This is a genomic window from Streptomyces solicamelliae (assembly GCF_045348655.1).
In the GTDB taxonomy this organism is placed as follows: domain Bacteria; phylum Actinomycetota; class Actinomycetes; order Streptomycetales; family Streptomycetaceae; genus Streptomyces; species Streptomyces solicamelliae.
Map to the genome: position 1 here is coordinate 6,044,425 of NZ_CP160404.1, position 24,632 is coordinate 6,069,056.

At 72.5% G+C, this 24,632-nt stretch carries 22 protein-coding genes; 18 read left to right on the plus strand and 4 right to left on the minus strand.

The genetic code is table 11. The features are described from left to right. The first annotated feature begins 52 nt into the window (after positions 1-52). The gene (locus ABZO31_RS27920; protein WP_406865501.1) at positions 53-565 is read left to right on the plus strand and encodes an ATP-binding protein; all 513 of its coding nucleotides are present in this window, start codon (positions 53-55) and stop codon (positions 563-565) included. On the opposite strand, the gene idi is transcribed toward ABZO31_RS27920, so the two are convergent. The 4 genes from idi to galE all read right to left on the minus strand — a co-directional run bounded on the left by idi (position 531) and on the right by galE (position 3,933). Beyond that, positions 531-1,139 carry an isopentenyl-diphosphate Delta-isomerase gene (gene idi / locus ABZO31_RS27925; RefSeq protein WP_406864061.1) on the minus strand — a complete coding sequence of 203 codons (609 nt, stop codon included), beginning with the start codon at positions 1,137-1,139 and terminating at the stop codon, positions 531-533. The genes ABZO31_RS27920 and idi overlap by 35 nt on opposite strands. Positions 1,140-1,291: 152 nt before the next feature. Then, positions 1,292-1,807: a GNAT family N-acetyltransferase gene (locus tag ABZO31_RS27930; protein ID WP_406864062.1), complete on the minus strand. Its 516-nt coding sequence runs from the start codon at positions 1,805-1,807 to the stop codon at positions 1,292-1,294. 45 nt (positions 1,808-1,852) lie between these two features. After that, positions 1,853-2,794, minus strand: coding sequence for a cation diffusion facilitator family transporter (locus tag ABZO31_RS27935; RefSeq protein ID WP_406864063.1), 942 nt, complete (start codon positions 2,792-2,794; stop codon positions 1,853-1,855). Positions 2,795-2,949: 155 nt separating this feature from the next. Next, positions 2,950-3,933 carry a UDP-glucose 4-epimerase GalE gene (gene galE / locus ABZO31_RS27940; protein ID WP_406864064.1) on the minus strand — a complete coding sequence of 328 codons (984 nt, stop codon included), beginning with the start codon at positions 3,931-3,933 and terminating at the stop codon, positions 2,950-2,952. Positions 3,934-4,196: 263 nt separating this feature from the next. On the opposite strand from galE, the gene ABZO31_RS27945 reads away from it, so the two are divergent. The 17 genes from ABZO31_RS27945 to ABZO31_RS28025 all read left to right on the plus strand — a co-directional run bounded on the left by ABZO31_RS27945 (position 4,197) and on the right by ABZO31_RS28025 (position 24,583). Beyond that, positions 4,197-5,966, plus strand: a complete 1,770-nt coding sequence (locus tag ABZO31_RS27945; protein ID WP_406865502.1) for a DUF5941 domain-containing protein — start codon at positions 4,197-4,199, stop codon at positions 5,964-5,966. After that, positions 5,963-6,700 (plus strand): sugar phosphate nucleotidyltransferase, encoded by a 738-nt coding sequence (locus ABZO31_RS27950; protein ID WP_406864065.1) that lies wholly within the window; start codon positions 5,963-5,965, stop codon positions 6,698-6,700. The genes ABZO31_RS27945 and ABZO31_RS27950 overlap by 4 nt, the downstream gene beginning before the upstream one ends. Further along, positions 6,688-7,749, plus strand: a complete 1,062-nt coding sequence (locus ABZO31_RS27955; protein WP_406864066.1) for an iron-containing alcohol dehydrogenase family protein — start codon at positions 6,688-6,690, stop codon at positions 7,747-7,749. The genes ABZO31_RS27950 and ABZO31_RS27955 overlap by 13 nt, the downstream gene beginning before the upstream one ends. Next, the gene (locus ABZO31_RS27960) at positions 7,727-8,506 is read left to right on the plus strand and encodes a CDP-alcohol phosphatidyltransferase family protein (RefSeq protein ID WP_393648736.1); all 780 of its coding nucleotides are present in this window, start codon (positions 7,727-7,729) and stop codon (positions 8,504-8,506) included. Before ABZO31_RS27955 ends, ABZO31_RS27960 begins: the two co-directional genes overlap by 23 nt. 11 nt (positions 8,507-8,517) lie before the next feature. Continuing rightward, complete coding sequence (locus tag ABZO31_RS27965) at positions 8,518-9,417, plus strand: glycosyltransferase family 2 protein (RefSeq protein ID WP_406864067.1); 900 nt, start codon at positions 8,518-8,520, stop codon at positions 9,415-9,417. 34 nt (positions 9,418-9,451) lie between these two features. Continuing rightward, positions 9,452-10,381: an ABC transporter permease gene (locus tag ABZO31_RS27970; RefSeq protein ID WP_406864068.1), complete on the plus strand. Its 930-nt coding sequence runs from the start codon at positions 9,452-9,454 to the stop codon at positions 10,379-10,381. Beyond that, on the plus strand, positions 10,374-11,156 hold the full coding sequence (locus ABZO31_RS27975; RefSeq protein WP_406864069.1) for an ABC transporter ATP-binding protein: 783 nt from the start codon (positions 10,374-10,376) through the stop codon (positions 11,154-11,156). The genes ABZO31_RS27970 and ABZO31_RS27975 overlap by 8 nt, the downstream gene beginning before the upstream one ends. Before the next feature lie 585 nt (positions 11,157-11,741). Further along, complete coding sequence (hpnC, locus tag ABZO31_RS27980) at positions 11,742-12,653, plus strand: squalene synthase HpnC (protein ID WP_406864070.1); 912 nt, start codon at positions 11,742-11,744, stop codon at positions 12,651-12,653. Beyond that, a complete protein-coding gene (gene hpnD / locus ABZO31_RS27985; protein ID WP_406864071.1) occupies positions 12,650-13,600 on the plus strand; it encodes a presqualene diphosphate synthase HpnD in 951 nt (316 codons plus the stop codon). The genes hpnC and hpnD overlap by 4 nt, the downstream gene beginning before the upstream one ends. 187 nt (positions 13,601-13,787) lie before the next feature. Next, entirely contained in the window at positions 13,788-15,185 is a 1,398-nt protein-coding gene (gene hpnE, locus ABZO31_RS27990; protein WP_406864072.1) for a hydroxysqualene dehydroxylase HpnE, read from the plus strand. Further along, a complete protein-coding gene (locus ABZO31_RS27995) occupies positions 15,182-16,282 on the plus strand; it encodes a polyprenyl synthetase family protein (protein ID WP_406864073.1) in 1,101 nt (366 codons plus the stop codon). The genes hpnE and ABZO31_RS27995 overlap by 4 nt, the downstream gene beginning before the upstream one ends. Before the next feature lie 107 nt (positions 16,283-16,389). Further along, positions 16,390-18,396, plus strand: coding sequence for a squalene--hopene cyclase (gene shc / locus ABZO31_RS28000; RefSeq protein WP_406864074.1), 2,007 nt, complete (start codon positions 16,390-16,392; stop codon positions 18,394-18,396). Continuing rightward, complete coding sequence (locus tag ABZO31_RS28005) at positions 18,396-19,064, plus strand: 1-hydroxy-2-methyl-2-butenyl 4-diphosphate reductase (RefSeq protein WP_406864075.1); 669 nt, start codon at positions 18,396-18,398, stop codon at positions 19,062-19,064. Before shc ends, ABZO31_RS28005 begins: the two co-directional genes overlap by 1 nt. A gap of 6 nt (positions 19,065-19,070) precedes the next feature. Further along, on the plus strand, positions 19,071-20,093 hold the full coding sequence (gene hpnH, locus ABZO31_RS28010; protein WP_406864076.1) for an adenosyl-hopene transferase HpnH: 1,023 nt from the start codon (positions 19,071-19,073) through the stop codon (positions 20,091-20,093). A 4-nt stretch (positions 20,094-20,097) separates the two neighbouring features. After that, the gene (gene ispG / locus ABZO31_RS28015; protein WP_406864077.1) at positions 20,098-21,267 is read left to right on the plus strand and encodes a flavodoxin-dependent (E)-4-hydroxy-3-methylbut-2-enyl-diphosphate synthase; all 1,170 of its coding nucleotides are present in this window, start codon (positions 20,098-20,100) and stop codon (positions 21,265-21,267) included. A 32-nt stretch (positions 21,268-21,299) separates the two neighbouring features. Next, a complete protein-coding gene (gene dxs / locus ABZO31_RS28020) occupies positions 21,300-23,198 on the plus strand; it encodes a 1-deoxy-D-xylulose-5-phosphate synthase (RefSeq protein ID WP_406864078.1) in 1,899 nt (632 codons plus the stop codon). Beyond that, positions 23,195-24,583 (plus strand): aspartate aminotransferase family protein, encoded by a 1,389-nt coding sequence (locus ABZO31_RS28025; protein WP_406864079.1) that lies wholly within the window; start codon positions 23,195-23,197, stop codon positions 24,581-24,583. Before dxs ends, ABZO31_RS28025 begins: the two co-directional genes overlap by 4 nt. Positions 24,584-24,632: the final 49 nt, after the last annotated feature.

The window sequence follows — 24,632 nt, forward strand, 5'->3', positions numbered from 1 at the left end:
GTCAAGACTCGACCTCGTGGCGACAATCGAGCACGAGGGCGGGAACCGGACCATGGAGAGCCGCGGGAGCGTTCCTGCCCGCCCGCCGTCCTACGAGGGCGTCTGGCGCTTCACCGCTCCCGCGGTCGACGTCTCCGTACCGCAGGCCAGGCGCGCCGTCCGGGAACTGATCGGCCGACAGGGCGTCCCGGCGCACGACGACATCTTGCAGGGCCTGCTCCTGATCGTCTCCGAGCTGGTCACCAACGCCGTCAAGCACGCCGCGCTGCTCTCCCCGGAGATCGCCGTCGAGGTCGCGATCGGCGCCGAGTGGATCCGGGTGTCCGTCGAGGACAACCACCCGTACCGCCCGAAGGCGCTGGAGGCCGACTACGCGCAGACCGGAGGGCGCGGGCTGCTCCTGGTGCGGGAGGTCGCCCGGGAGGCCGGCGGGGCCTGCGACGTGGAGCACACCGCGAGCGGCGGCAAGATCATCTGGGCGGCGCTGCCCCTTGCCCCGGGACTCCCGGGGCAAGGGGCAGCGCCCGGGATCACCAGCCCCCGGACGGACCCGTCAGCTCCTTGATCGCCGGGCGCGCGGCGTCCAGCACGGTCATGAACCAGGCCGAGAACGGCACCGCCGCGTGCCGCTCGGCCAGCTCGGCGGGCGTCACGAAGGCCGTGTCGTCGATCTCCTCCGGGTCGGGCCGCAGCGGACCCTGCACCAGACCCACGAAGAGATGGTTGTACTCCTGCTCCACCAGGCCCGACGCCGGGTCCGGGTGGTTGTAGCGCACCGTGCCGGCCTCCGCCATCAGCGACGGCGAGACGCCCAGCTCCTCGTGCACCCGGCGGGCCGCCGCCGCGAACGGTGCCTCGCCCGGGTACGGGTGCCCGCAGCAGGTGTTCGACCACACGCCGGGGGAGTGGTACTTGCCCAGCGCCCGGCGCTGCAGCAGCAGCCGGCCCGAGGCGTCGAAGAGGAACACGGAGAACGCGCGGTGCAGCTTGCCGGGCGCCTGGTGCGCGGAGAGCTTCTCGGCGGTTCCGATCGTCCGGCCCTCCTCGTCGACCAGTTCGAGCATGATCGACGGCTGCGTGCCGTTCGGCTGGACACCGTTCGACGCTTCGGTCGTCGCGGTGGCTGATGTGGTCGGCATACCCATCCTTCGCTTCGTTCCTCGGCCCGGTGAGGCGCATTCAGTCTGCCGTACAAAACCGGCATGCCCCCACTCCGACGGCCGGACGTGTCGGCCCCCGCCGCACCGGGGCGCACGGGTGCGCCCACAGTGCGACGGACGCGGACGGGGCGTCAGACCCCGAAGGCCGCCGGGTAGTGGATCATGCCCGCGGGAAGCGGACGGGAATCCTCCAGGACCAGCGCCATCATGGCCTCGTCCGGGACCGTGAAGCCCGGCCTGATTCCGTACCCCGAGGCCGGTACGAAGCCGAACCTCGGGTAGTACTCCGGGTGCCCGAGCACCAGCACCAGCCGCTCCCCCCGCCGCCGCGCCGCGTCCAGCACCGCCCGGACCACCGCGTCCCCGGCCCCCTGCCGCTGGTGCGCGGGTGCCACGGACACCGGGGCCAGCGCGGCGGCCGGCTCGCCGCCGACGGTGCACCGGGTGATCAGCGCGTACCCGGCGACCGTGCCGTCCGGGGCCTCCACCACGTACGACAGGCCGGGCAGCCAGGCGTCCGGGTCCGCGCGCAGCGCGTCGACCAGCTCGGCCTCCGCCGCGGTCTCGAAGGCCGCCGCGTTGATCGCGTGGACCGCGGCCACGTCCGCGGCCGTCTCCTCGCGGGTGCGCCAGCGGGTCTCGGACAAGGGGACCTCCATGGGTCGGCCGGGCGTCGGATCAGCGGCGCCGGATCAGTGGCAGAGCTTGACCTCGTGGGCGGCGTGGCCCACCGGCTCCAGCTGGAAGGTGCAGTGCTCCACGTCGAAGTGGGAGCCGAGGCAGCCCTGCAGGTCGTGCAGCATCTTCTCGTGGCCCACCGCGTCCAGCGCGTCCTGGTCCACCACCACGTGCGCCGACAGCACCGGCATCCCGGAGGTGATCGTCCAGGCGTGCAGGTCGTGCACGTCCTGCACGCCCGGCAGGGCCACGATGTGGGCGCGGACCTCGGCCATGTCGACGCCCTTGGGTGCCGCCTCCAGGAGGACGTCCAGGGTCTCGCGGAGCAGCTTGAGGGTGCGCGGCACGATCATCAGGCCGATGACGATCGAGGCGATCGGGTCCGCGTACTGCCAGCCGGTCGCCAGGATGATGCCGGCCGAGATCAGCACCGTCACCGAGCCGAGGGTGTCCGCGAGCACCTCCAGATAGGCGCCGCGCACGTTCAGGCTCTCCTGCTGGCCGCGCACCAGCAGCGACAGCGAGATCACATTGGCCACCAGGCCCACCGCGGCGAAGGCCATCGCCAGCCCGCCCCTGGTCTCGGCGGGCTCGACGAACCGCTGGATCGCCTCGTACAGCACATAGCCGCCGACGACGAGCAGCAGCAGACAGTTCGCCAGCGCGGCGAGGATCTCCGCCCGGGCGAAACCGAAGGTGCGGTTCTGCGAGGGCGGCCGGTTGGCGAAGTGGATCGCGACCAGGGCCATCGCCAGACCGACGGCGTCCGTCGCCATGTGCGCCGCGTCGGCGATCAGCGCCAGCGAGTCCGCGAGGACACCGCCGACGATCTGGATCACCATCACGGAGAGCGTGATGGCGAACGCGATCCGCAGCCGCCCCCGGTACGCGGCGGCCGCGGTACCCGTCGGCGGCGGGCCGCCGTGGCTGTGTCCGTGGTCGTGTCCGGCCCCCATGACCTGGCCTCCCGGTCGTGTCGTCTCCAGTGCCCCGAGTGGCCCAGTGAACTACGGGTGGGGGGTATGTGCAACACGGTACTGAACACCGTTGTCATATGCTCTGACCTGCAGTTATGTCCGCAGGTCAGAGATCGTCCGGCGAGCCGTCCGGATCAGCTCCCGGTGGCCTCCGGGTGCAGCAGCCGCCAGCCCTCCCAGGCCGACTCGACCATCTCGCGCACCCCGCGGGACGCCGACCAGCCGAGTTCCTTCGCCACCCGGTCCACCGAGGCCACCGCCCGCGCCGCGTCGCCGGCCCGGCGGGCCTCGACCACCGGCGGGCCCGTGAACCCGGTCACCTCGGACACCACGTCCGCCAGCTCGCGCACCGAGACGCCCCGGCCGCGGCCGATGTTCACCGTCAGGTCCCCGCCGTCCGTGTCCTCCGCGAGCCGGCGCGCGACCGCCAGATGCGCGCCCGCCAGGTCGGCCACGTGGATGTAGTCACGCACGCAGGTGCCGTCCGGCGTCGGGTAGTCCGCGCCGAAGATCCGCGGGGCCTCGCCCCGGGTGATCCGGTCGAAGAACATCGGGATGATGTTGAACACCCCGGTGTCCGCCAGCTCCGGCCGGGCCGCGCCCGCCACGTTGAAGTACCGCAGACAGGCCGTCGCGAGGCCGTGCGCCCGGCCCGTCGCCCGCACGAGCCACTCGCCGGTGAGCTTGGTCTCCCCGTACGGATTGATCGGCTCGGCCGGGGTCTCCTCGGTGATCAGGTCCACGTCCGGGACGCCGTACACCGCCGCCGAGGACGAGAACAGGAAGCGCCGCACCCCGGCCGCCACCACGGCCTCCAGGAGCACGGTCAGCCCGTGCACGTTCTCCCGGTAGTAATACAGCGGGCGCTCCACGGACTCGCCGACCTGCTTCTTCGCGGCGAGGTGCACCACACCCGTCACCGCGTGCTCCGCGAGCACCCGGTCGAGCAGCTCCCGGTCGGTGATCGAGCCGCGCACCAGCGGGACGCCCGCGGGCAGCCGCCCGGGCACCCCCGAGGACACGTCGTCCAGGACGACGGCCCGCTCTCCGGCCTCGCTCATGGCATGCGCCACATGGGCCCCGATATAGCCCGCTCCACCCGTGATCAGCCAAGTCATGACGACCACCCTAGGGGGTGGCGCAGGCTTCCCGGGCCGCGGTTTGTGGCCCGGGGCGGGGATCGCCCATGATGATCTCCGCGCACACGGGCACGGGCCCGCCGGACGGTGACGTACGGCGGCGGACCGCGGGGGGCCTGTGCGCAAAACCTCGGTGAACTCGCGCTTTCGTTCATCCGATAGCCTCTGCCGACGTGCCGCCGCCCGGGTCACGGGCCGGGCCGCCGTGCCATCAGCCCAGTCAGTTCCAAGGAGTGAGTCGTCTGTCGACCGCCATCCTCACCGGCCCGCCGGTCCCCGGATCGTCGCTCGACGACGATCTGAGGTCGCTCGGCTTCGACGTGCAGGTCGCCGCCGCCCCCGCGGACACCGCGGCGCTGCTCGCCGCCGTGCCGGCCGGGCGTCGCGTCGCCGTCGTCGACCCCCGGTTCGTCGGTCACCTGCACGCCCTGCGGCTCGCGCTCACCGACCCCCGGTTCCCCGCGGCCGCCGCCCCCGGCGCGCTCACCGCGCAGCCGGAGGCCCGGCCCGCCCTGGAGCGGGCGCTCGCCGGCACCCCGGCCGAGCCCGGCGTCCTCGCCGACGCGCTCGCCGCCGACGGCGTGGCCGTGCACCGCCCCGAGCTGGGCTCCCTCGTCGCGGCCGTGCCCGGCGACGCCGAGAGCCGGCACCAGGCGCGGGCGGCCGTCGCCGAGGTCGACGACGAGGCGGTCCGGCTGCGCAACGCGGTCAAGGCCCACGACGGCTTCTTCACCACCTTCTTCATCAGCCCGTACTCGCGCTACATCGCCCGTTGGTGCGCCCGCCGCGGCCTGACCCCGAACCAGGTCACCACCGCCTCGCTGCTCACCGCGCTGATCGCGGCCGGCTGCGCGGCCACCGGCGACCGCGCCGGGTACGTCGCCGCCGGCGTGCTGCTGCTCGTCTCCTTCGTCCTGGACTGCACCGACGGGCAGCTCGCCCGCTACTCGTTGCAGTACTCGACGATGGGCGCCTGGCTCGACGCCACCTTCGACCGGGCCAAGGAGTACTCCTTCTACGCCGGCCTCGCCCTCGGCGCGGCCCGCTCCGGCGACGACGTCTGGACCCTGGCGCTCGGCGCGATGGTCCTCATGACCTGCCGCCACGTCGTGGACTTCTCCTTCAACGAGGCCAACCACGACGCCGCCGCCAACACCAGCCCCACCGCGGCCCTCTCCGACAAGCTCGACAGCGTCGGCTGGACCGTCTGGGCCCGCCGCATGATCGTGCTCCCGATCGGCGAGCGCTGGGCCATGATCGCGGTGCTCACCGCCGTCACCACGCCGCGGACAGTCTTTTGGGCGCTTATCGTCGGATGTGCCCTCGCCGCCTGCTACACCACCGCCGGCCGCGTGCTGCGCTCCGTCACCCGCAAGGCCCGGCGCACCGACCGCGCGGCCCGCGCGCTGTACGACCTCACCGACTCCGGCCCGCTCGCCGAGCTCGCCGCCCGCCTCCTGGGCCGCCGGCTCCCGCTGCCGCCCCTGGTCAGCGCCGTCCTCGGCGCCGCCCTGCTGATCGCCGTGGCCTGGACGCAGCCGGTCGGCAGCGGCTGGACGATCGCCGCCGCCGGCGGCTACGCGCTGCTCGCCGGCTGCGCAGTGGCCCGCCCGCTGAAGGGCTCCCTCGACTGGATGGTGCCCCCGGTGCTCCGCGCCGCCGAGTACGGCGTGGTGCTGCTCCTGGCCGCCCGCTCCGGCGTCCCGCACGCCGTTCCCGCGGCATTCGGGCTGGTCGCGGCCGTCGCCTACCATCACTACGACACGGTCTACCGCATCCGCGGCGGCACCGGCGCGCCGCCCGCGTGGCTGGTGCGCACCGTGGGAGGTCACGAGGGCCGCACGCTCCTCGTGACCGTGCTGGCCGCCCTGACGGCGACCGCCGGCGACGACTTCACCACGGCGCTCGCCGCCCTCGCGGCAGCCGTGGCACTCGTGGTGGTCGTGGAGTCCGTCCGCTTCTGGGTGTCATCCGGAGCACCCGCCGTACACGACGAAGGAGAAACCGCATGATCGGCCTGGTTCTGGCAGCCGGTGCAGGACGGCGTCTGCGCCCCTACACCGACACGCTCCCGAAGGCCCTCGTGCCTGTGGACGGCGACACGACCGTCCTCGACCTCACGCTCGGCAACTTCGCCGAGGTCGGCCTCACCGAGGTCGCGATCGTCGTCGGCTACCGCAAGGAGGCCGTGTACGCACGGAAGGAAGCCCTCGAGGCGAAGTACGGGCTCAAGCTCACGCTGATCGACAACGACAAGGCCGAGGAGTGGAACAACGCCTACTCCCTGTGGTGCGCCCGTGACGTCCTGAAGCAGGGCGTCATCCTCGCCAACGGCGACACCGTGCACCCGGTCTCCGTCGAGAAGACCCTGCTCGCCGCCCGCGGCGACGGCCAGAAGATCATCCTCGCCCTCGACACGGTGAAGAAGCTCGCCGACGAGGAGATGAAGGTCATCACGGCCGACGGCCAGGGCGTGCAGAAGATCACCAAGCTGATGGACCCGGCGAGCGCGACCGGCGAGTACATCGGCGTGACGCTCATCGAGCCCGAGGCCGCCGAGCAGCTCGCGGACGCCCTCAAGACCACCTTCGAGCGCGACCCCGACCTGTACTACGAGGACGGCTACCAGGAGCTCGTCCACCGCGGCTTCCAGATCGACGTGGCCCCCATCGGCGAAGTGAAGTGGGTCGAGATCGACAACCACGACGACCTCGCGAAGGGCCGTGAGATCGCGTGCCAGTACTGACCCGGCTCATCCCGTCGCCGGTCGTCGTCGACATCAGCCGGGGCGCGATGGACGACCTGGCCGGCCTCCTGGCCGACCAGCGGATCTCCGCCTCCGGCAAGCTGGCCTTCGCGATCAGCGGCGGCTCGGGCCGGAAGCTGCGCGAGCGGCTCGCGCCGGCCCTGCCGGGCGCCGACTGGTACGAGGTCGGCGACGGCACGATCGACTCGGCGGTCAAGCTCGCCGACGACATCAAGGGCAGCCGGTACGACGCCGTGGTGGGCCTCGGCGGCGGCAAGATCATCGACGTCGCCAAGTACGCTGCGGCCCGCGTCGGCCTGCCCATGGTCGCCGTCGCGACCAACCTGGCGCACGACGGCCTGTGCTCCCCGGTGTCCATCCTGGACAACGACAACGGCCGGGGCTCCTACGGCGTGCCCACCCCCATCGCGATGGTGATCGACCTCGACGTCGTCCGCGACGCCCCGGTCCGGTTCATCCGCTCCGGCATCGGCGACGCGATCTCCAACATCTCCGCGATCGCCGACTGGGAGCTGTCCCACGCGATCACCGGCGAGCCGGTCGACGGCCTGGCCGCCGCCATGGCCCGCACCGCCGGCGAGGCGGTGCTCCGGCACCCCGGCGGCGTCGGCGACGACGAGTTCCTCACCGTGCTCTCCGAGGGCCTGGTGCTCTCCGGCATCGCCATGTCGATCTCCGGCGACTCCCGGCCCTCGTCCGGCGCCTGCCACGAGATCAGCCACGCCTTCGACCTGCTGTACCCCGAGCGCTGCGCCGCCCACGGCGAGCAGGTCGGCCTCGGCGCCGCCTTCGCGATGCACCTGCGCGGGGCCGGGGAGGACGCCGGACTGTTCACCGAGGCGCTACGCCGGCACGGCCTGCCCGTCCTGCCCGAGGAGATCGGCTTCTCGGTGGACGAGTTCGTCGCGGCCGTGGCGTACGCGCCGCAGACCCGACCCGGACGCTTCACCATCCTCGAGCACCTCGACCTCACCGACGACCAGATCAGGGACGCGTACGCCGACTATGCCAAGACCATCCGTAGCTGAACTCCGTCCGGTCGTGCACCCGGCGGGTGTGAAGGACCGGCGCAGCGGAGAGCACTGGGGCGGCCGCCTGTACATGCGCGAGATCTCGCTGCGCATCACCCGCCTCCTGGTCACCACCAAGGTCACGCCGAACCAGCTGACGTACCTGATGACCGTCTGCGGCGTGCTCGCCGCGCCCGCCCTGCTGATCCCCGGCATCTGGGGCGCGGTGCTCGGCGTCGTCGCCGTCCAGCTGTACCTGCTGCTCGACTGCGTCGACGGCGAGGTCGCCCGCTGGAAGAAGCAGTACTCGCTCTCCGGCGTGTACCTGGACCGGGTCGGCGCGTACCTGTGCGACGCGGCCGTGCTGGTCGGCTTCGGCCTGCGCGCCGCCGACCTGTGGGGCGGCGGCCGGATCGACTGGCTCTGGGCCTTCCTCGGCACCCTCGCCGCGCTCGGCGCCATCCTGATCAAGGCGGAGACGGACCTGGTGGGCGTCGCCCGCCACCAGGCCGGCATGACGCCGGTCAAGGAGGCCGCCTCGGAGATCCGCTCCTCGGGCATGGCCCTGGCCCGGCGTGCCGCCGCCGCGCTGAAGTTCCACCGGCTGATCCTGGGCATCGAGGCGTCCCTGCTGATCCTGGTCCTCGCGATCGCCGACCAGATCCAGGGAGACCTGTTCTGGTCCCGCCTGGGCGTCGCGGTCCTGGCCGGCATCGCGATGCTGCAGACCGTGCTGCACCTGGTGTCGGTCCTGGCCTCCAGCAGGCTGAAATGAGGACGACGACCATGAGCGACCGGACCGCGAACAAGCCGCTGAGGCTCGGCGCCGTCATCATCACCATGGGCAACCGCCCCGACGACCTGCGCGCCCTGCTCGACTCGGTCGCCCGCCAGGACGGCGACCCGATCGAGGTGGTCGTGGTCGGCAACGGCGCCCCCGTCACCGGCGTGCCCGAGGGCGTGCGGACCGTCGACCTGCCGGAGAACCTCGGCATCCCCGGCGGCCGCAACGTCGGCATCGAGGCCTTCGGCCCCGGCGGCACCGACGTCGACGTGCTGCTCTTCCTCGACGACGACGGCCTGCTGCCGAACACGGACACCGGGGAGCTGGTCCGCCAGGCGTTCACCGCCGACCCGAAGCTGGGCATCGTCAGCTTCCGGATCGCCGACCCGGACACCGGCCTCACCCAGCGCCGCCACGTGCCCCGGCTGCGCGCCTCCGACCCGATGCGCTCCTCGCGGGTGACCACCTTCCTCGGTGGCGCGAACGCGGTGCGCACCAAGGTCATGGCCGAGGTCGGCGGGCTGCCGGACGCGTTCTTCTACGCCCACGAGGAGACCGATCTGGCCTGGCGGGCGCTCGACGCCGGCTGGATGATCGACTACCGCTCCGACATGGTGCTGTTCCACCCCACGACGCCGCCCTCCCGGCACGCCTCGTACCACTACAACGTGGCGCGCAACCGGGTCTGGCTGGCGCGGCGTAACCTGCCCGCCCCCCTGATTCCGCTGTACCTCGGCATCTGGCTGCTGCTGACCCTGGTCAGAAGGCCGTCGGCGGCCGGTCTCAAGGCCTGGTTCGGCGGTTTCAAGGCGGGCTGGACCACCCCGTGCGGTCCCCGCCGGCCCATGAAGTGGCGTACGGTGTGGCGGTTGACCAGACTGGGCCGCCCTCCCGTCATCTGACACGCGCGCATCTTGAACACGAAAGTTTCCTCCTGTGAGTGACACAACCCACGACGGTGCGATCGTGACGACCGTCCCACCGTCCGTCGACGACGGCCTCTCCCCGGCGGAGCTGGCCGCCAAGTACGGCCTCGCGGTGAGCGGCGCCCGCCCGGGCCTGTTCGAGTACGTCCGCCAGCTCTGGGGCCGGCGGCACTTCATCCTGGCGTTCTCCCAGGCGAAGCTGACGGCCCAGTACAGCCAGGCCAAGCTCGGGCAGCTGTGGCAGGTGGTGACCCCGCTGCTCAACGCGCTGGTCTACTACCTGATCTTCGGGCTGATCCTGGAGGCCGACCGAGGCATGTCCAAGGAGGTGTACATCCCCTTCCTGGTGACCGGCGTGTTCGTGTTCACGTTCACCCAGTCCTCGGTGATGGCGGGTGTCCGCGCGATCTCCAACAACCTGGGTCTGGTCCGGGCGCTGCACTTCCCGCGCGCCTCGCTGCCGATCTCGTTCGCGCTGCAGCAGCTGCAGCAGCTGATGTTCTCGATGATCGTGCTGGTCGCGGTGGCCATCGGATTCGGCAGCTTCCCGAGCCTGAGCTGGCTGCTGGTCCTGCCGGCGCTGGCGCTGCAGTTCGTGTTCAACACCGGGCTCGCGCTGATCATGGCGCGGATGGGCTCGAAGACGCCCGACCTGGCGCAGCTGATGCCCTTCGTCATGCGGACGTGGATGTACGCCTCCGGCGTCATGTTCTCGATCCCGATCATTCTGGCGGACAAGCCGGCCTGGATCGCCGACGTCCTCATGTACAACCCGGCGGCGGTCTACATGGACCTGGTCCGCTTCGCCCTCATCGACGGATACGGCTCGCAGAACCTGCCGTCCCACGTCTGGTTGGCCGGCCTGGGCTGGGCCCTGGTCGTCGGCGTGGTCGGCTTCGTGTACTTCTGGAAGGCCGAGGAGAGGTACGGCCGTGGCTGACAGCAACCAGGGACGGGTTCCCACCGTCATCGCGGACGACGTCCACATCGTGTACCGGGTCAACGGCGGCGCCGGCGGCAAGGGCAGCGCCACCGCCGCGCTCAGCCGGATCGTCGGGCGGGGCAAGCGCGAGGAGCGCGGCGTCCGCAAGGTGCACGCCGTGCGCGGCGTCTCCTTCACCGCGTACCGCGGCGAGGCGATCGGCCTGATCGGCACGAACGGCTCCGGCAAGTCGACTCTGCTGCGGGCCATCGCCGGCCTGCTGCCGACCGAGAGCGGCAAGGTCTACACCGACGGCCAGCCGTCGCTGCTCGGCGTCAACGCGGCGCTCATGAACGACCTGACCGGCGAGCGGAACGTGATCCTCGGCGGTCTGGCGATGGGCATGAGCAAGGAGGAGATCCGGTCCCGCTACCAGGGCATCGTCGACTTCTCCGGCATCAACGAGAAGGGCGACTTCATCACCCTGCCGATGCGGACGTACTCCTCCGGCATGGGCGCCCGGCTCCGCTTCTCCATCGCGGCTGCCAAGAACCACGACGTCCTCATGATCGACGAGGCGCTGGCCACCGGCGACAACAAGTTCCGGATCCGCTCCGAGGAGCGCATCCGCGAGCTCCGCAAGGAGGCCGGCACGGTCTTCCTGGTCAGCCACAGCAACAAGTCGATCCGCGACACCTGCACCCGGGTCCTGTGGCTGGAGAAGGGCGAGCTGCTGATGGACGGGCCCGTCGACGAGGTGCTCAAGGCGTACGAGCGCGAGACCGGCAAGTAGCCGGACGCGCGTGCTGCGGGCCCCCGCCGGGAGCGAACCGGCGGGGGCCCGCGCACGCCGCGCCACGCACGGGTGACGTGCCGGATGGTGACGCCACGGCTACGTCGCCTTCGCGCCGGCCGAGCCGGCCGGAGGACCCCGAGGTACGGGCGTTCGCCCTGCTCACCGACGCCTGGCGGCCCTCGCGGCGGCCGGTCCGGTGCCCCGGCGGCCCGCGCCGGACCTCCAGGCGGCGGCCTGGTCGGCCGGCCGACGGAGAGTCACGAACCGGTAACGGCGGCCGTCCGTGCCAAGTGCCGCGGCGCGCCGGGCGATTGACGCCCCGGGGCGTCCCGGGCCTGGTGGGGCGCGCACCCCGACGAGGCGTCGGGCGTCGTACAACGTAAGCTGTAGCAGTGCTGATTCACGGCATGTGAGGCGATACCTCCCCAGGCGTCCCTCGGGGTGCCACTTCATGGCGAGGACCGGCGGCGTGTCCGAAATGGGATGTATTGGGTCGGCAGTGTAGAACGGAGATGTGACGGCAATGACGGATGATCTCCAGCTCTGCGAGGGTATGGCCGTCCCCGCGCCGGGAAACCCGCAGTGACGGGTGCCGGGCAGGTGCGCCCCGACGTCTCCACCCGCACCACTCTCGCCAAGGCCGCGCACGAGAACTTTTCCGTGGCCCCCTTCTTCCTGCCGCGCGCCTGGCGGGACGACCTCATGGCCGTCTACGGCTACGCCCGCCTCGTCGACGACATCGGCGACGGTGACCTCGCCCCCGGCGGCGAGGACGCCCGCTTCCTCGGCGTCGACCCCGAGTACGCCGACGACCCGCTCGCCCTGCTCGACGCCTTCGAGGCCGACCTCATGCGGGTCTTCGAGGGGACCCCGCAGCACCCCCTGCTGCGCGCCCTCCAGCCGACCGTACGGCGCCGCTCCCTCTCCCCGGGCCCCTTCCTCGGCCTGATCGAGGCCAACCGGCAGGACCAGGTCGTCCGCCGCTACGAGACCTTCGACGACCTCGTCGCGTACTGCGAGCTCTCCGCCAACCCCGTCGGTCGGCTGGTCCTCGCGATCACCGGGACCGCCACCCCCGAGCGGCTGCACCGCTCCGACATGATCTGCACCGCCCTGCAGATCGTCGAACACCTCCAGGACGTCGCCGAGGACCTGCGCCGGGACCGGATCTACCTGCCGGCCGAGGATCTCAAGCGGTTCCACGTCACCGAGGAGGACCTGGACCGGCCGAGCGCCAACGCCTCGGTGCGCAGCCTGATCGCCTTCGAGGCCGCCCGCGCCCGCGAGCTGTTCGACGACGGCGCCCCGCTGATCGGCAGCGTGCACGGCCGGCTCCGGCTGCTGCTCGCCGGCTTCTCCGGCGGCGGGCAGGCCGCCCTCGACGCCGTGGCCGCCGCGCGCTTCGACGTCCTGGCCGGGCCGCCGAAGGCGAGTCGCGCCCGGCTCGCCCGCTCGGTGGGCCGGGTCCTGCGCGGGGCGCGGAGAGAGGGGTGAACCGGACCGTGGAGCAGCACAGCGAGCTGTCCGCGCCGGTGCGGGCCGCCTACAGCTACTGCGAGACCGTCACCGGACAGCAGGCGCGCAACTTCGCCTACGGGATCCGGCTGCTGCCGACCGAGAAGCGCCAGGCGATGTCCGCCCTGTACGCCTTCTCCCGGCGGGTCGACGACATCGGCGACGGCGACCTCGCGCCCGAGACCAAGCGGGACCGCCTGGAGGCCACCCGCACGGTCCTGGACCGGATCCGCAAGGGCGAGGTCGAGCAGGACGACACCGACCCGGTGGCCGTCGCCCTCGCCGACGCGGCCGAGCGCTTCCCGATCCCGCTCGAAGGGCTCGACGAACTCATCGACGGTGTCCTCATGGACGTGCGCGGCGAGACGTACGAGACCTGGGACGACCTCAAGGTCTACTGCCGCTGCGTCGCCGGCGCCATCGGCCGGCTGTCGCTCGGGGTGTTCGGCACCCAGCCCGGCGCGCCCGGTGCCGAGCGCGCCCCCGAGTACGCCGACACGCTGGGTCTCGCGCTCCAGCTGACCAACATCCTGCGCGACGTCCGCGAGGACGCCGGCAACGGGCGGGTCTACCTTCCCGCCGACGACCTGGCCAAATTCGGCTGCACCGACGGCTTCCGCTCGGCCGTGCCGCCCGAGGGATCCGACTTCGCCGGGCTCGTGCACTACGAAGTCCGGCGCGCCCGCGCCCTGTTCGCCGAGGGGTACCGGCTGCTGCCGATGCTCGACCGGCGCAGCGGTGCCTGTGTGGCCGCCATGGCCGGCATCTACCGCCGGCTGCTCGACCGCATCGAGCGCGACCCCGGGGCGGTGCTCCGGGGCAGGGTCTCGCTGCCCGGCCGCGAGAAGGCGTACGTTGCGATGCGCGGCCTGTCCGGCCTGGACGCCCGGCACGTCACCCGACGCACCGCCGGGAGGCGCGCATGAAGCCGTACGCCCGCCCGGACGGGGACGCGCATGGGTACGGATGCGCGTCTTCGCACCGGTACGGCCGCCCGGACGGGTGCGCGGAACGGGGCCGGTCCGCGCATCCCGCCCGGTGTGCCCGTCACGGCCGGGCAACCCGTGTGCCCGGTCCGGCGTCCTGCACGTCGACGACCCGAGGGGAGGCCCTTTGAGCCCCGACCGCTCCGCACCGGCGGAGACCCCGCACGCCGTCGTCGTCGGCGGCGGCCTCGCCGGGACCACCGCAGCACTCCGGCTCGCCGAGTCCGGAGTGCGCGTCACCCTGCTCGAAGGCCGCCCCCGGCTCGGCGGGCTCGCCTTCTCCTTCCGGCGCGGCGAGCTGACCGTCGACAACGGGCAGCACGTCTACCTGCGCTGCTGCACCGCCTACCGCTGGTTCCTCGACCGCGTCGACGGGGCCGCGCTCGCCCCGCTGCAGAAGCGGCTCGACGTACCGGTGCTCGACGTCGGCCGGCCGCGCGGCCCCCGGCTCGGCCGGCTGCGCCGCAGCGCCCTGCCGGTACCGCTGCATCTCGCGGGCAGCCTCGCCACGTACCCGCATCTCTCCCCGGTCGAGCGGCTCGGCGTCGCGCGGGCCGCGCTCGCGCTGCGCCGGCTCGACCCCGCCGACCCCGCCCTGGACGGGATCGACTTCGCCACCTGGCTCGGCCGGCACGGCCAGTCGCCACGCGCCGTCGCCGCGCTGTGGGACCTCGTCGGCATCCCCACCCTCAACGCCCCGGCGCCCGACGCCTCCATGGGCCTGGCCGCGATGGTCTTCAAGACCGGGCTGCTCTCCGAGCCGGGGGCCGCCGACATCGGCTGGGCCCACGTCCCGCTCGGCGAACTCCACGACACCCGGGCCCGCAAGGCCCTCGACGCCCTCGGCGTCCGCACCGAACTGCGCACCAAGGCGGAGCGGATCTCCCGCACCGGCGACGGCCGCTGGACCGTCGCCACCGAAGGGGAGAGCCTCGAGGCCGACGCCGTCGTGCTGGCCGTACCGCAGCGCGAGGCCCACGGCCTGCTGCCCGAGGGCGCGCTCGACGACCCCGACCGGCTGCTCGACATCGGCACCGCGCCGATCCTCAACCTCCACGTCGTCTACGACCGCAAGGTGCTCAGGCGGCCCTTCTTCACCGCACTCGGCTCGCCGGTGCAGTGGGTGTTCGACCGGACCGACTCCTCGGGGCTCCGGGGCGGCGGTCAGTACCTGGCCGTTTCGCAGTCCGCCGCGCAGGACGAGATCGACGAGACGGTCGCGGCCCTGCGGGAGCGGTATCTTCCGGAACTGGAGCGCCTGTTGCCGGCCGCCCGAGGCGCCGGCGTACGGGACTTCTTCGTCACCCGGGAGCGGACGGCCACGTTCGCGCCCACCCCGGGCGTCGGGCGGCTCCGCCCCGGCGCCCGCACGTCCGCGCCCGGCCTCGTACTGGCCGGCGCGTGGACGGCCACCGGCTGGCCCGCGACGATGGAGGGTGCCGTGCGCAGCGGCTTCAGCGCCGCCGGCGCGGCGCTCTCGGACCTCGGCCGCCGCCAGGAACATCCGCTGCAGGAGGCGGTATGAGCGTGAGTACCGGAACAAGAGGAGAGACCGTGCCGACTGTGCCGCCGGGGAACCCGGTTGTCGACACCGCGGACGTGACCGCACTTCTGGAGCGGGGGCGGACCCTGTCCACCCCCGTGCTGCGGGCGGCCGTCGACCGCCTCGCCCCGCCCATGGACACCGTGGCGGCCTACCACTTCGGCTGGATCGACGCGCACGGCAACCCCACCGACGCCGACAGCGGCAAGGCCGTGCGCCCCGCGCTCGCGCTGATCTCCGCCGAGGCCGCCGGGGCACCGCCGGAGGTCGGCATCCCCGGTGCCGTCGCCGTGGAGCTGGTGCACAACTTCTCGCTGCTGCACGACGACCTGATGGACGGCGACGAGCAGCGCAGGCACCGCGACACGGTGTGGAAGGTGCACGGCCCCGCCCAGGCGATCCTCGTCGGCGACGCCCTGTTCGCGCTGGCCAACGAGCTGCTCCTGGAGCTGGGCACCGTCGAGGCCGGCCGCGCCACCCGGCGGCTCACCACCGCCACGCGCAAGCTCATCGACGGCCAGGCGCAGGACATCTCCTACGAGCACCGGGAGCGGGTGACCGTCGAGGAGTGCCTGACCATGGAGGGCAACAAGACCGGTGCGCTGCTCGCCTGCGCCGTCTCCATCGGCGCGGTGCTCGGCGGCGCGGACGACCGCACGGCAGACAAGCTGGAGGAGTACGGCTACCACCTCGGCCTCGCCTTCCAGGCCGTGGACGACCTGCTCGGCATCTGGGGCGACCCGGAGGCCACCGGCAAGCAGACCTGGAGCGACCTGCGCCAGCGCAAGAAGTCGCTGCCGGTCGTCGCCGCCCTCGCGGCCGGCGGGCCGGCCTCCGAGGAGCTCGGGACGCTGCTCGCGGCCGACGCCAAGAGCGCCGACTTCGCCTCGTTCTCCGAGGCGGAGTTCGCCGCCCGCGCCGCCCTGATCGAGGAGGCCGGCGGCCGCGAATGGACCTCCCAGGAGGCCCGCCGCCAGCACGCGATCGCGATCGAGGCGCTGCACGAGGTGGACATGCCCGGGCGGGTGAGGGACGAGCTCGTCGCGCTCGCCGACTTCGTCGTCGTACGGAAGAGATGATCACCATCACCCAGATATGAGTGCGCGGTCGCCGGCCGGCGCCACCCGGCGCCGGCCGACGGCAGACCCGAAGAAGCAGAAGCAACCGACTGCACGAAGGGGACGCCATGACAGCGACGACCGACGGAAGCGCCGGGGCCGTGGACCCCCGGGCTGCCGAGGCCGCACGGACGACCGACACACCACCCGCTCGGGGCCAGGACCGGGAGGCCGCCGCGCGTGCCGCGCAGCGCGCGACCGACCACCTCCTCGCCCGCCAGGACGCCGCCGGCTGGTGGAAGGGCGACCTGGAGACCAACGTCACCATGGACGCCGAGGACCTGCTGCTCCGCCAGTTCCTCGGGATCGGCGACGAGAAGACCACCCGCGCCGCCGCCGTGTACATCCGCGGCGAGCAGCGCGAGGACGGCACCTGGGCCACGTTCTACGGCGGACCCGGTGAACTGTCCACCACCATCGAGGCGTACGTGGCGCTCCGGCTCGCCGGGGACCGCCCCGAGGACCCGCACATGGCGCGGGCCTCCGCCTGGATCCGCGCCCACGGCGGCATCGCCGACGCGCGGGTCTTCACCCGGATCTGGCTCGCCCTCTTCGGCTGGTGGAAGTGGGAGGACCTGCCCGAGGTGCCGCCCGAGCTGAACCTGCTGCCCTCCTGGTTCCCGCTGAACATCTACGCGTTCGGCTGCTGGGCGCGGCAGACCATCGTGCCGCTGAGCATCGTCTCGGCGCTGCGCCCGGTGCGGCCCGCGCCGTTCGCGCTCACCGAGCTGCACACCGATCCGGCCCGGCCCAACCCGCCGAAGCCGCTCGCCCCGCCCACCGGCTGGGACGGCATCTTCCAGCGGATCGACAAGGCGCTGCACGTCTACCATCGTTTCGCTCCCCGCCTGCTGCGCGGGACGGCCATCGACACCGCCGCCCGCTGGATCGTCGAACGGCAGGAGAACGACGGCTGCTGGGGCGGCATCCAGCCCCCGGCCGTGTACTCGCTCATCGCCCTGCACCTGCTCGGCTACGACCTCCGGCACCCGGTGATGCGGGCCGGGCTCGAGTCCCTGGACCGGTTCACGTCGTGGCGCGAGGACGGCTCCCGCATGATCGAGGCGTGCCAGTCCCCGGTCTGGGACACCTGCCTGGCCACCATCGCGCTCGCCGACGCCGGGCTCGCCCCCGACCATCCGGCGCTGGTGAAGGCCGTCGACTGGATGCTCGACGAGGAGATCACCAAGAAGGGGGACTGGGCCGTGCGCCGGCCCCGACTGGCCCCCGGCGGCTGGGCGTTCGAGTTCCACAACGACACCTACCCGGACATCGACGACACCGCCGAGGTGATCCTCGCCCTGCGCCGGGTCCGGCACCCCGAGCCGGCCCGGGTCGAGGCGGCCGTCCGCCGCGCCGCCCGCTGGACCGTCGGCATGCAGTCGCGCAACGGGGCCTGGGGCGCCTTCGACGCCGACAACACCAGCCCCTTCCCCAACCGGCTGCCGTTCTGCGACTTCGGCGAGGTCATCGACCCGCCGTCGGCCGACGTCACCGCCCATGTCGTCGAGTTCCTCGGCTACGAGGGCAAGGCCGAACACCCCAGCACCCGCAGGGGAATCGACTGGTTGCTCGCCGAACAGGACGTGGACGGCGGCTGGTTCGGTCGCTGGGGCGTCAACTACCTCTACGGCACCGCCTCCGTGGTACCGGCGCTCACCGCGGCCGGGCTGCCCGGGTCGCACCCCGCGCTGCGGCGCGCCGTCGCCTGGGTGGAGTCCGTGCAGAACGAGGACGGCGGCTGGGGCGAGGACCTCCGCTCGTACCGCGAACGCGGCTGGATCGGACGGGGCGTCTCGACGGCCTCCCAGACCGCCTGGGCGCTGATCTCGCTGCTCGCGGCCGGGGAGGAGGACACCGAGGCGGTCCGGCGCGGCATCGCCTGGCTCGTCGCCACCCAGCACGAGGACGGCACCTGGGACGAGCCGTACTACACCGGCACCGGCTTCCCCTGGGACTTCTCCATCAACTACCACCTCTACCGGCAGGTCTTCCCGCTCACCGCGCTGGGCCGGTACCTGAACGGCGAACCCGTCCCCGCCGGTCTGCCCGCCCCCGCCGCCGGGGAGGGCTGATGCCCCGCGGACCGGAGCCCGCCGGTCCCGCACCGGCCGGCTCCGCGCCGCCGCTGGTGATCGCCTGCGCGCTCGGCATCGAGCAGCTCGCGCTCCGCAGCGGCGGCCTCGGCGGCGCGCCCGGGCCGGTCACCGTGCTGCGGACGGGCATGGGCCCGGCCCACGCCCGCCGCGCCGTGGCCCGGCAGCTGGACCGCGCCCCCTGGCGCGACGCCGCCGTCCTCGCCTCCGGCTTCTGCGCCGGCCTCGCCCCCGGCATGCATCCGGGTGACCTGGTCGCGGCCGAGGAGACCCGCGGGCCGGCCGGTGCCACGCCCTGCACCGCTACGGACCTGCTGGTCAAGGCGCTGGTCCGGGCGCTGCCCGAGCGCACCGTGCACACCGGCCCGATGACCGGCTCCGACCACGTCGTACGCGGCCACGAGCGGGCCGAACTGCTCGCCGGCGGGGCGATCGCGGTCGACATGGAGTCCGCCGCCACGCTGCACACCGCGCTGGCCGCCGGACCGCGTCCGGTTGCGGCCGTCCGGGTGGTCGTGGACGCTCCAGAGCATGAGCTGGTCCGGATCGGCACGGTACGCGGGGGAATATCAGCCTTCCGTGTTCTTCGTGCCGTCCTTCCCGCATTCTTCGAATGGCACCGTTCTTTGCTGCTCCCCAGGAGGTGAGCGAGTATGGCCATGCCGCTCCGTCAGTCGGTCCGGGTCGGGACCTACCTCTTCGAACAGAAGCTTCGCAAGCGGGACAAGTTCCCGTTGATCGTGGAACTGGAGCCGCTGTACGCCTGCAACCTGAAGTGCGAGGGCTGCGGAAAGATCCAGCACCCGGCAGGCGTTCTCAAGCAGCGGATGCCCGTTGCCCAGGCCGTCGGCGCGGTGCTCGAGTCCGGCGCCCCGATGGTCTCCATCGCCGGCGGCGAACCGCTGATGCACCCTCAGATCGACGAGATCGTGCGCCAGTTGGTGGCCAGGAAGAAGTACGTCTTCCTGTGCACCAACGCGCTGCTGCTGCGCAAGAAGCTGGAGAAGTTCACCCCCTCCCCGTACTTCGCCTTCGCGGTGCACATCGACGGGCTGCGCGAGCGGCACGACGAGTCCGTGGCCAAGGAGGGCGTGTTCGACGAGGCGGTGGCGGCGATCAAGGAGGCCAAGCGGCGCGGCTTCCGGGTCACCACCAACTCGACCTTCTTCAACACCGACACCCCGCAGACCGTCATCGAGGTGCTGAACTTCCTCAACGACGACCTCCAGGTCGACGAGATGATGATCTCGCCCGCCTACGCCTACGAGAAGGCGCCCGACCAGGAGCACTTCCTCGGAGTCGAGCAGACCCGCGAACTGTTCAAGAAGGCCTTCGCCGGCGGCAACCGGCGCCGCTGGCGGCTCAACCACTCTCCGCTCTTCCTGGACTTCCTGGAGGGCAAGGCCGACTTCCCCTGCACGGCCTGGGCGATCCCGAACTACTCCCTGTTCGGCTGGCAGCGCCCCTGCTACCTGATGAGCGACGGCTACGTCCCCACGTACCGGGAGCTCATCGAGGACACCGACTGGGACTCCTACGGCCGCGGCAAGGACCCGCGCTGCGCCAACTGCATGGCGCACTGCGGCTACGAGCCCACCGCCGTCCTCGCCACCATGGGCTCGCTCAAGGAGTCCCTGCGCGCGGCCCGCGAGACCGTGTCCCAGAACCGGGGGTGAGGACGTGAGCGCCGGCACAGCCGTCCCCCTGGGCCTTCCCCAGCCGCCGCCCCGGCCCCTCGCGGAGCGCCGCGTCTCCCGGCGCCTCCACGTCGGGCCGGTGGCGGTGGGCGGGGACGCGCCCGTCTCGGTGCAGTCGATGACGACGACCCGCACCTCCGACGTCGGCGCGACGTTGCAGCAGATCGCCGAGCTCACCGCGGCCGGCTGCCAGATCGTCCGGGTCGCCTGCCCCACGCAGGACGACGCGGACGCCCTGGCGGCCGTCGCGCGGCAGTCGACGATCCCCGTGATCGCGGACATCCACTTCCAGCCGAAGTACGTGTTCGCCGCGATCGACGCGGGCTGCGCCGCGGTCAGGGTGAATCCCGGGAACATCAAGCAGTTCGACGACAAGGTGAAACAGATCGCGCAGGCGGCCGCCGCGGCCGGAATTCCGATCCGCATCGGCGTGAACGCCGGCTCCCTCGATCGGCGGCTCCTGGAGAAGCACGGAAAGGCCACCCCGGAGGCGCTGGTGGAATCCGCGCTCTGGGAAGCGTCACTCTTCGAGGAGCACGGCTTCCGCGACATCAAGATCTCGGTCAAGCACCACGACCCGGTCGTGATGGTCAACGCCTACCGGCAACTCGCCGCGTCCTGTGAGTATCCGCTGCACCTCGGCGTCACCGAGGCCGGACCGGCCTTCCAGGGCACTGTGAAGTCGGCCGTCGCCTTCGGGGCGTTGCTCTCCGAGGGCATCGGCGACACCATCCGGGTCTCGCTGTCGGCCCCGCCGGTCGAGGAGATCAAGGTCGGCATCGAGATCCTGGAGTCCCTCGGACTGCGCAGCCGCCGACTCGAGATCGTCTCCTGCCCCTCCTGCGGCCGCGCCCAGGTCGACGTGTACAAGCTCGCCGACGAGGTCACCGCCGGCCTCGACGGCATGGAGGTGCCGCTGCGGGTGGCCGTGATGGGCTGCGTGGTCAACGGGCCGGGAGAGGCCCGGGAGGCGGACCTCGGGGTCGCCTCCGGCAACGGCAAGGGACAGATCTTCGTCCGGGGCGAGGTCGTCAGGACCGTCCCCGAGTCGAAGATCGTGGAGACCCTCATCGACGAGGCGCACAAGATCGCAGCCGCCATGGCGGACGCGGGGGAGCCCTCGGGCCCGCCCGCGGTCACCGTCGTCGGCTGAGCGGGCCGGACCGGACCGACAGGGGGCCGAGCATGACGATTCTGGAGACCATCAAGGGACCGCGCGACCTCTGGCCGCTGACCGTCCCGCAACTCGACGAACTCGCCGAGGAGATCCGCGCGTTCCTGATCCGGGCGGTGGCCAGGACCGGCGGCCATCTGGGACCCAACCTGGGGGTGGTGGAACTCTCCCTCGCCCTGCACCGGGTCTTCGACTCCCCGCAGGACAAGGTGCTGTGGGACACCGGCCACCAGAGCTACGTCCACAAACTCCTCACCGGCCGCCAGGACTTCTCCAAGCTGCGCGGCAAGGGCGGCCTGTCCGGATACCCGTCCCGGGAGGAGTCCGAGCACGACGTCATCGAGAACTCGCACGCCTCGACCGTCCTCGGCTGGGCCGACGGCCTCGCCAAGGCCAACGAACTGCTCGGCCGCCCGGACCACGTGGTCGCCGTCATCGGCGACGGCGCCCTGACCGGCGGCATGGCCTGGGAGGCCCTGAACAACATCGCCGCCGCGAAGGACCGCCCGCTCGTCATCGTCGTCAACGACAACGAGCGCTCGTACGCCCCCACCATCGGCGGCCTCGCCCACCACCTCGCGGCCCTGCGCACCGCCGACGGCTACGAGCGCTTCCTGTCCTGGGGCAAGGACCTCCTGGACCGCACCCCCGTGGTCGGCCGGCCCCTGTACGACTCCCTGCACGGCGCGAAGAAGGGCTTCAAGGACGCCTTCGCGCCCCAGGGGCTCTTCGAGGACCTCGGCCTCAAGTACGTCGGCCCCGTCGACGGCCACGACGTCGCCGCCGTCGAGTCCGCGCTGCGCCGCGCCAAGGGGTTCAGCGGCCCCGTCCTCGTCCACTGCATCACCGAGAAGGGCCGTGGTTACCAGCCCGCCCTGGAGGACGAGGCCGACCGGTTCCACGCGGTCGGCGCGATGGACCCGCAGACCTGTCTGCCGCTCTCGCCGCCGTCGGGCCCGTCGTGGACCTCCGTGTTCGGCGACGCGCTCGCGGAGGAGGGCGCCCGGCGGCCGGAGGTCGTCGCCCTCACGGCGGCCATGCTGCACCCGGTCGGCCTGACGAAGTTCGCCGAGCGCTTCCCCGAGCGGGTCTTCGACGTCGGCATCGCCGAGCAGCACGCCGCCGTCTCCGCGGCCGGGCTCGCCACCGGCGGCCTCCACCCGGTCGTCGCCGTCTACGCCACCTTCCTCAACCGCGCCTTCGACCAGGTGCTCATGGACGTGGCGCTGCACCGTTGCGGGGTCACCTTCGTCCTCGACCGGGCCGGCGTCACCGGCGCGGACGGGCCCTCCCACAACGGCATGTGGGACCTGTCGGTCCTCCAGGTCGTCCCGGGCCTGCGGATCGCCGCGCCGCGCGACGCCGACGAGCTGCGGGCCCAGCTGCGCGAGGCACTCGACGTCGACGACGCGCCGACGCTGCTGCGCTTCCCCAAGGAGTCCGTCGGCGAGCCGCTGCCCGCGCTCGGCCGGGTCGGCGGCATGGACGTGCTGCGCCAGGACGACGCGGCCGAGGTGCTGCTGGTCGCCGTCGGCGCGATGGCCGGGGTCTGCCTCGGCGCGGCGGAGCTGCTCGCCGGGAGCGGGGTGCGCTGCGCCGTCGTCGACCCGCGCTGGGTCAAGCCCGTCGACCCGGCGCTGCCGCCGCTGGCCGCCCGGCACCGGCTGGTCGCGGTCGTCGAGGACAACAGCCGCACCGGCGGCGTCGGGGCCGCCGTCGGGCAGGCGCTGCGCGACGCCGGGGTGGACGTGCCGCTGCGCACCTTCGGCATCCCCGAGCAGTTCCTCGCCCACGCCTCCCGCAAGGAGGTGCTGGCCGAGATCGGCCTCACCCCGGTGGAGATCGCCGGCCGCGTCGGCGCCGCCCTCGCCCGCCGTGAGGCGCTCGAACCCAAGGAGAACCAGGAATGACCGACCAGGGCTTCGACCTCGGGCGGCTGCTCGCCGAGCGCGGTGCGGAGCGGTACGAGCTGTACGGCAGGTACCTCAACCACCAGCTGCCCCGGATGCTGCACACCATCGGCTTCGACCGGGTCTACGAGCGGGCCGAGGGCGCCCACTTCTGGGACGCCGAGGGCAACGACCACCTCGACATGCTGGCCGGCTTCGGCGTGATGGGCCTCGGTCGGCACCATCCGGTGGTCCGCAAGGCCCTGCACGACGTGCTCGACGCCTCGCTCCCCGACCTGACCCGCTTCGACTGCCCGCCGCTGCCCGGGCTGCTCGCCGAGCGGCTGCTCGCCCACAGCCCGCACCTGGACCGGGTCTTCTTCGGCAACAGCGGCACCGAGGCGGTGGAGACCGCCCTGAAGTTCGCCCGGTACGCCACCGGACGGCCCAGGGTCCTGTACTGCGACCACGCCTTCCACGGCCTGACCACCGGCTCCCTCTCGGTCAACGGCGAGCGCGGCTTCCGGGACGGCTTCGCGCCGCTGCTGCCCGACACCGCGGTGCCGCTCGGCGACCTGGACGCCCTGGAGCGGGAGCTGCGCCGCGGCGACGTGGCCGCGCTGATCGTCGAGCCGATCCAGGGCAAGGGGGTGCACGAGGCGCCGCCCGGCTGGCTGCGCGCCGCGCAGGAGCTGCTGCACCGGCACAAGGCGCTCCTGATCGCCGACGAGGTGCAGACCGGCCTCGGCCGGACCGGCGACTTCTACGCGTACCAGCACGAGGACGGCGTCGAGCCGGACCTGGTCTGCGTGGCGAAGGCCCTGTCCGGCGGGTACGTGCCGGTCGGCGCGACGCTCGGCAAGGACTGGATCTTCAAGAAGGTCTACTCGTCCATGGACCGGGTCCTGGTCCACTCCGCCAGCTTCGGCGGCAACGCCCAGGCCATGGCCGCCGGGCTCGCGGTGCTGGCGGTGATGGAGCAGGAGGGGACGGTCGCGCACGTCCGGCGGGTCGGCGGGCTGCTCAAGGCCCGGCTCGAGGAGCTGGTGCCGCGCTACGAGCTGCTGCACGAGGTCCGCGGCCGGGGGCTGATGATCGGGATCGAGTTCGGCCGGCCCTCGTCGCTGGGCCTGCGCAGCCGCTGGACGATGCTCCAGACGGCCCGGAAGGGGCTCTTCGCGCAGATGGTGGTGGTCCCGCTGCTGCAGCGGCACCGGATCCTCACCCAGGTGTCCGGGGACCACCTGGAGGTGATCAAGCTGATCCCGCCGCTGATCGTGGACGAGGCGGACGTGGACCGGTTCGTCACGGCGTTCACGGCCGTGATGGACGACGCGCATGCCGGCGGCGGGCTGATGTGGGACTTCGGGAAGACGCTGGTCAGGCAGGCGGTGGCGCAGCGCTGAGCACCCTGCGGTGAGCCGGTGGGGGAGCGGGCGGCGGGAGTTTTTGCCT

Coding starts and splice junctions, on each gene's coding strand:
- ABZO31_RS27935 (WP_406864063.1), bottom strand. CDS start 2,794: ATGGGGGCCGGACACGACCACGGACACAGCCACGGCGGCCCGCCGCCG.
- ABZO31_RS28025 (WP_406864079.1), top strand. CDS start 23,195: ATGACCGACCAGGGCTTCGACCTCGGGCGGCTGCTCGCCGAGCGCGGT.
- dxs (WP_406864078.1), top strand. CDS start 21,300: ATGACGATTCTGGAGACCATCAAGGGACCGCGCGACCTCTGGCCGCTG.
- hpnH (WP_406864076.1), top strand. CDS start 19,071: ATGGCCATGCCGCTCCGTCAGTCGGTCCGGGTCGGGACCTACCTCTTC.
- shc (WP_406864074.1), top strand. CDS start 16,390: ATGACAGCGACGACCGACGGAAGCGCCGGGGCCGTGGACCCCCGGGCT.
- ABZO31_RS27965 (WP_406864067.1), top strand. CDS start 8,518: ATGAGCGACCGGACCGCGAACAAGCCGCTGAGGCTCGGCGCCGTCATC.
- idi (WP_406864061.1), bottom strand. CDS start 1,139: ATGCCGACCACATCAGCCACCGCGACGACCGAAGCGTCGAACGGTGTC.
- ABZO31_RS27950 (WP_406864065.1), top strand. CDS start 5,963: ATGATCGGCCTGGTTCTGGCAGCCGGTGCAGGACGGCGTCTGCGCCCC.
- ABZO31_RS27960 (WP_393648736.1), top strand. CDS start 7,727: ATGCCAAGACCATCCGTAGCTGAACTCCGTCCGGTCGTGCACCCGGCG.
- ABZO31_RS27995 (WP_406864073.1), top strand. CDS start 15,182: ATGAGCGTGAGTACCGGAACAAGAGGAGAGACCGTGCCGACTGTGCCG.
- galE (WP_406864064.1), bottom strand. CDS start 3,933: ATGACTTGGCTGATCACGGGTGGAGCGGGCTATATCGGGGCCCATGTG.
- ABZO31_RS28005 (WP_406864075.1), top strand. CDS start 18,396: ATGCCCCGCGGACCGGAGCCCGCCGGTCCCGCACCGGCCGGCTCCGCG.
- ABZO31_RS27920 (WP_406865501.1), top strand. CDS start 53: ATGGAGAGCCGCGGGAGCGTTCCTGCCCGCCCGCCGTCCTACGAGGGC.